At 59.5% G+C, this 4,532-nt stretch carries 4 protein-coding genes; all 4 read right to left on the bottom strand.

Annotated elements, in window-relative coordinates:
• Positions 1-59: 59 nt before the first annotated feature.
• Positions 60-1,553 carry a signal recognition particle-docking protein FtsY gene (gene ftsY, locus NW815_RS13535; protein ID WP_414329639.1) on the bottom strand — a complete coding sequence of 498 codons (1,494 nt, stop codon included), beginning with the start codon at positions 1,551-1,553 and terminating at the stop codon, positions 60-62.
• Positions 1,554-1,656: 103 nt separating this feature from the next.
• Positions 1,657-2,484, bottom strand: a complete 828-nt coding sequence (locus NW815_RS13530) for a DUF2993 domain-containing protein (RefSeq protein ID WP_414416125.1) — start codon at positions 2,482-2,484, stop codon at positions 1,657-1,659.
• A 68-nt stretch (positions 2,485-2,552) separates the two neighbouring features.
• On the bottom strand, positions 2,553-3,020 hold the full coding sequence (locus tag NW815_RS13525; RefSeq protein ID WP_414390857.1) for a hypothetical protein: 468 nt from the start codon (positions 3,018-3,020) through the stop codon (positions 2,553-2,555).
• A 793-nt stretch (positions 3,021-3,813) separates the two neighbouring features.
• A complete protein-coding gene (locus NW815_RS13520; protein ID WP_414390855.1) occupies positions 3,814-4,458 on the bottom strand; it encodes a M48 family metallopeptidase in 645 nt (214 codons plus the stop codon).
• Positions 4,459-4,532 lie beyond the last annotated feature (74 nt).

The raw sequence follows: 4,532 nt of genomic DNA, 5'->3' as shown, positions 1-4,532 counted from the left end.
GCTTATTATTGACTAGAGTCATGCTCTTTCACAATGGCCCTTCTCAGAGAGGGGGTGCCTCAATACTCGCTTAGAAGAGCTTCCACAAACTCGTAGCTGGAAAAAGGCCGCAGATCTTCTAGCCCCTCGCCGGCGCCGATAAAGCGGATGGGTAGGTTCATCTGCTGCGTAATGGCCAGGGCAATCCCCCCCTTGGCGGTGCTATCCAGCTTGGTCAGGATCACGCCGCTCAACTTGGCAGCCTCGGCAAACACCTCGGCTTGGCGCAACCCGTTTTGCCCTTGGGTGGCATCCAGCACCAGAAGGCTTTCTACTTTGGCTTCGGGAGCTTTTTTGTCAACGATGCGGCGGATCTTGGCCAGCTCGTCCATCAGGTTTTTCTTGTTTTGCAGACGGCCTGCCGTGTCCACCAACAGCAGCTCTGTGCCCCTGGCCTTGGCGGCTGTGATGGCGTCAAAGACCACTGCTGCCGGATCGGCATTGGGAGAGGGATTGGCGATTACCTCTACCCCTGCTCGCTCTGCCCAAACCTTGAGCTGCTCCACAGCAGCAGCCCGGAAAGTATCAGCAGCAGCAATCAGACAGCGGTATCCAGACTTGCGGGCGACATGGGCAATTTTGCCAATGGTGGTGGTTTTGCCCGCCCCATTCACCCCGACAATCAGCCAAATGTTGAGCGTGTCCCGTTGTGGGGCAAAGGTGGGATTCCCCACCGTCAACATCTGCCGCATCTGCTGCTTGAGGTATTTGACGGCCTCCTCTGGGGGCACCACCTCCTCTCGCATGCGCTTTTGTAGGGCTTGGATGATCTGCTCGGTGGCGTCGATCCCCACATCGGCCTGCAGCAACAGGGCCTCAATTTCTTCCACAGCCTTCTGATCCAGAGGGCCGCGGCCTACCAGGGCTTTCAACTGGTTGATCAGGTTAAGGCGGGTTTTGCCCAAGCCTCGCCGCAGCTTTTGCAGCCAGGAGATTTCCTCAACGGAAATCTCTTCCGGTTTGCGCCCTTGAGCCGCCAGGATCTCGGCTGACCAGCGGAAGCCCTCATCGAAGACCAGCTCTTCCGGCCCCGTCTCTGGAGAGGGAGCAACGGCTGGAGTCACCGGCTCGGGTTTGGGCTCATCCACGGCGCTGGCTTGCAGGGCTTGGAGACGCTCAGCAGCACGGGGAGCCAGATCAAAAAACGAGGGAGCTGCCGCCGGCTGCACAGGGGGCGATTCTGGAGATGCTGGTTCTTGTGTTGGAGTGGAGGACTGGACGGGTTCACGGGGTTCTGCTTGGGCAAGTGGGCCGGAGTCCTCAGTCGAGGCCGGTGGCTGCAGCTGGACGGATTCTGCTCGCGCAGGCGGGGCGGACTCCTCGGTTGCCGGTGGGGCTTGGGCAGCAGCACGGGCCTTCAGGTTGGCATAGGCGGCTTTGGCAAAAGCCAAATAGTCTTCCGGGGAGATCTCCGCCGGTTCTGTGGCTGGCGCGGGGGCTGGTGGCGAAGACTCCGCTTCACCAGGAGAGTCGGTAGAGTCGGTATAGCGGCGGCGAAACCAATCGAAGGCCATAATCCCATCTCCAGCCTGGCTGATCTTTATCCAGTTTGACAGAGCAGCTCTCCTGCTAGAGCGCAGCCCTGGGGAGCTCATCCCTGCTCAATGGGGATCCCCGTTAGCGGGACGAGGTCCTTTCCAACCCTTCCACCCGCACAAACCCAATCACCTGCAACTGGTCAGGCTCTATCTCTAGGCTGAGCACCCGCATCAGGATCCCAATCTCTTCCAGCTCTTGCAGGTCAAGCACCTCATTGAGCCCGCCCAAAAACGCTGCTGAGATCTCATCGGGAACCCGCACAGAACCGATCACAAACTCCGGATTCTCCAGCTTTAGGCTGCGCCCTTCTTCCACGCGGATCCCGGTGTTAAACACCACCTCCACCGCTCGCGTTAGCGGGACGGAGTCCTTTTGCTCAGTACCGCCGTCTTTCTCCACCAAGAGGGCAGAGAGCTGAATGCGGCTGGGATCCGAAAACTCGACTCGAGGCTGACGCAGATCAAAACGGCGAGCTTCCCTTCCAGCTCCCCCAAAGGGCAGATCGGCCCGGATATCCTGAAACTGGCGGAGCACCTCTGGCTTGTTGAGGGCGGCATTCAAGTCCTCTTCCCGCACCAACACCCGTACCGCCGCTTGCAGAGGTCGCGTCAGGCGCAAGGGAGCCCCCTGGAAAAAAGAGGGGTCAATTGCCACCGGATCGGTTTCCAGCTCCAGAAGCTCGATGCGGGGAAAGGGCGCTCGATAGAGCCCGCGACCGGCGATCAGCAGGCGATCCGCTTGGCCATTCAGCAGCCGGTAATTGGGCTGGCTTTGGATGCGCACCTCCAAAACCTCTGCCCGATCCAACTGATCCAACAGAAGCTGCCGCGCCGTCTGATCCGCCAGATAGCCCGCTCCTCCTCCCAAGCCCGCCAACAGCCCCAAGAGAACTGCCAGGATCTCCATGATCACTAACCGGATGTGCCCCAACCCAGGTTAGCAAGGGGATCCCTGGCCCACCTTGGGGATCCGGGCTAGCGCATCACCTTGAGGGGGCTGGCCTCAATGGGGCGATTGCCCATAAAGGTTTTGGCAATTTTCAGGCCATCGGCCATTATCGGCCGATTGAGCGCGGGGTCATGGATGAATTTGGCGCCAGAGGCAACCGTTGGGCGTCCCTCCCCCCAAGTGTCCACGACTTTGAGAGTTGCAGCAGTAACTGGACGTCCGTCGGCATAGTAATCCACCACTTTCAGGGTCGAAGCCCCAACCGGACGGTGGTCAATCTCAATTTCGCTGAACTTGACAGGGCTGGGAAACACGGGCGGGCCGGATTTCTCCTCCAGCAGTACCGGCATCTGAGCAGCCGCAGAGGCCCCATCAGCAGGCAGGGGAGCCAGGTTTAGAGCGTTACCCGTTTGCGTTAGCGGGAGGGCGTCCTTTCCCATAGAAGAAGCCTCTTGCTCTGGAAGCGTGCCGGAATGACCATTTGGAACGGCCATAAGAAACTCCTGAGTTGGTAGAGATAATGAACAAAACAGGACGGGAAAGGGCAGGAAGCTAGATCCCAGTGGAGCGCTGCAGAAGAGGGATATCTTTGGCAAGGCTAAAGGTTGGCCTTTCCAGGTTCAAATGAGTGAGACTGAATCTCGAATTTAAAGATATTCTAAACCAAAGTTTGGCATGGGATCCGCCGGCTGTGACCCAACGGTTCCTGAGACGATGCCGGCCAGTCGCGTTAGCGTTGCGCAGCTATGACGTCCTCTTCGCTCCAGCCACCCCCTGGCAAAATCCAAAGCGGACGGTACACTAAGGCTGGAGTGAGTGAGCAAAGTCTATGGCAGGGATCCCCTATTCCTCCTATTGGCGCTGGGCAAGGTGGCCGGCACCGGCTCTGTGGGCGTTGCTACTTTGGTTTGCTCCTGCAGCTCGAGCTTCTACCCTGGACGCGCCCCCATTTGACCTGAATGTTGTCCGCTCCCGTTCTCTGCCGTGGAGACATCCTCTTCTTGTTCCCGAGCAGAAGGATCCCATCCCATCCGCTCGCGTTGGCGAGACGGAGTCCTGGGCTGAAGTCGAGGTGACAGAGCCTCCTTTCCTAGAGTTCACCCTTGAAAAAAGCAACGCAGCTGTTGCCCTATTTGGATGCGATTGCCCGGCCCACCTCAACCAGTTGCGGAGACTACGCGGTCTGCCTTTGCTGTGAAGCACAGCTCCACCAGTAACTGTCCCTGACAAAGAAACACAGGGAGCCATCCAGCCGGTCTTGGGCAGAAGGGATCCCTCTGTGCCGAGTTAGGGCAGGACAGGGAGTAGCGGCAGGATCTCAATCTCGGTGCGTTGGGTTTGTTCGGGGGATCCGGAGGGCCAAATGGAGCCGCCGGAGCCGCGGAGTGGAACAGTCTGACCGGCTGGGCTGGCCATGCCGTGCTGAGTGATGAGCTGGTTGAGGCGGGCAATGCGCTCCGAGACAGGGGGATGGGTGCGCAGGAACTCTGGCACAGATCCGCGGGATTGCAACTTGGCCAAAAATTGCGGCATGCCCTGCGGGTCAAACCCGGCGCGATAGGCTGCCCCCAGACCTTTTTCATCGGCGATAAACTCGTTTTCACGGCTCTGCGGGCGCCGTACTCCCAATTCCAGGGCCAGAGCGGCCAGGGTACTGTCGTTGAGCCCCAACAATTGAGCCCCAAACTCGGCAGTGGCAGCCTGCTGCAGTTGTTGCAGGCCGTGGCGTTCGCCGATGTGGGCCACCTCGTGGGCCAGCACGGCGGCAATCTGGTCGTCGTTGTCGGCGGCTGCGAGGGCACCAGTGGTGATGTAGACAAAGCCTCCCAGTGTGGCAAAGGCGTTGATGTCGGGATCTTCCACCACTTGAAAGGTGTAGGGCAGATGGGGCCGTTCGCTGTGGGCGGCCACCCGTTGGCCAATGCGGTTCACCCGCTCGACCCAGTAGGGATCCGAACTGAGGCGAAGTTGTCCCCGCGCTTTCAGCTAGAAATCGCAGGAGCCCC

Source organism: Synechococcus sp. R6-7 (genome assembly GCF_047461695.1).
Classification (GTDB): domain Bacteria; phylum Cyanobacteriota; class Cyanobacteriia; order Thermostichales; family Thermostichaceae; genus Thermostichus.
This window is presented reverse-complemented; position numbering and strand designations above follow the sequence as displayed.